The sequence below is a fragment of the Gordonia sp. NPDC003422 genome (genome assembly GCF_053588675.1).
Genome location: NZ_JBSFQL010000073.1, coordinates 1 through 1,468, shown reverse-complemented (window position 1 = coordinate 1,468; position 1,468 = coordinate 1). Strand labels below are relative to the sequence as shown.

General features: G+C 64.6%; 1 protein-coding gene. It reads left to right on the top strand.

Annotated features, from left to right (window positions below; all coding sequences use genetic code 11):
* Positions 1-127: 127 nt before the first annotated feature.
* On the top strand, positions 128-1,441 hold the full coding sequence (locus ACWDTF_RS24810; protein ID WP_355280123.1) for an ISL3 family transposase: 1,314 nt from the start codon (positions 128-130) through the stop codon (positions 1,439-1,441).
* Positions 1,442-1,468: the final 27 nt, after the last annotated feature.

Sequence of the window (1,468 nt, the reverse complement as noted above, 5' to 3'; positions counted from 1 at the left end):
GGCTCTTCGAAGTTGAGCGGGCGTTGCCTGGTCAGAGCCTCGGCGTGTCGATGATGTGAAACGCCCCTGGTCTCCGGAAATCTGGATGTTGCGAAGCATCAGATTCTCGTGAAGGAGTACCAGGGGCATGGTCGAGCCTACGTCGTTGTTGTTGGGGTTGGAAGGACTGGAAGTCAGGGCGGTCGCCGTGGCCGCGGACCGCGCTCGTGTGGTGGATGTGGTGACCGTCGATCCGGGGGCGGCCAAGTGCCCGGAATGCAGGGTCGCCTCGAGATCGGTGAAGGGCCACGCGGTCACCCGGCCACGTGACATCCCCTACGGAGATGATCCAATTCAGTTGCGGTGGAACAAGACCCGCTACTACTGTCGCAATCAGGCGTGTGGGCGGCGTTCGTTCACCGAATCGGTCCCCGAGGTCCCGCCTCGGCGGCGCACCACCACCCGGTTGCGGACGCAGATCGGTCGCAGTATCGGGGAGGCGGCGCGTTCGGTGGTCGAGGTCGCCGCAGGTGCGGGTGTGTCGTGGCCGACAGCGCACACTGCCTTCGTCGAACACGCCAAGCGGGTGCTCAAAGACCCCGCACCGGTGCGGGTCCTCGGGATTGATGAGACCCGCCGCGGCAAGCCCCGCTGGACGCGTGACAAAGACGGCAGACGCTGGGTGCGGGTCGATCCGTGGGACACCGGATTCGTCGACCTCAGCGGCGATCAGGGCCTGCTCGGGCAGGTCGAAGGCCGCACGGGTGCGGCGGTCACCCGGTGGCTCACCACGCAGACCACGAAGTTCCGTAACGAGATCACCCATGTGGTGATCGATCCGTCGGCAGCGTATGCCGCTGCGGTCACCGCCGAGTTGTTACCCAACGCACAGGTGGTGGTCGATCACTTCCACCTCGTCAAGCTCGCCAACGACGCCCTTACCGCGGTGCGGCGGCGGGTCACCTTCGACACCCACGGCCGCCGGGGGCGAAAACAGGACCCGGAATGGGCGAATCGTCGACGGTTACTCTCGGCGCGAGAACACCTGTCGGACAGGTCATTTGCCAAGATGTGGAACGCATTGATCGATCACGATCCGTCCGCGCAGATCCTCACCGCCTACATCGCGAAAGAGGAACTACGCCAGCTACTTTCCGCCGCGCGTCAGGGTGTGGACAACAGTGAGATCCGTCGCCGGCTCTACCGCTTCTACACTTGGTGCGCGCAGGCCGACATCCCAGAAGTCTCCCGGCTGGCGACCACGATCGAGGCGTGGTGGCCGGCGATCCTGGCGTTCGTGCAGACCGGGCTGACAAACGCCCGCACCGAGGGCTACAACCGACTGGTGAAACAGGTCAAACGCGTTGCTTGCGGATTCCGCAACACCGAGAACTCACGCCGCCGGATACGATTCCACTGCACCCGCGCCCAGCGGGCCAACAACCAGCAATTCCACTGCTGAGCAGTGCCCGCCTAACTTCGAAGAGCC

What these genes read in the sequence shown, in the direction of transcription:
- ACWDTF_RS24810 (WP_355280123.1), top strand. Translation starts at nt 128, where the DNA reads ATGGTCGAGCCTACGTCGTTGTTGTTGGGGTTGGAAGGACTGGAAGTC.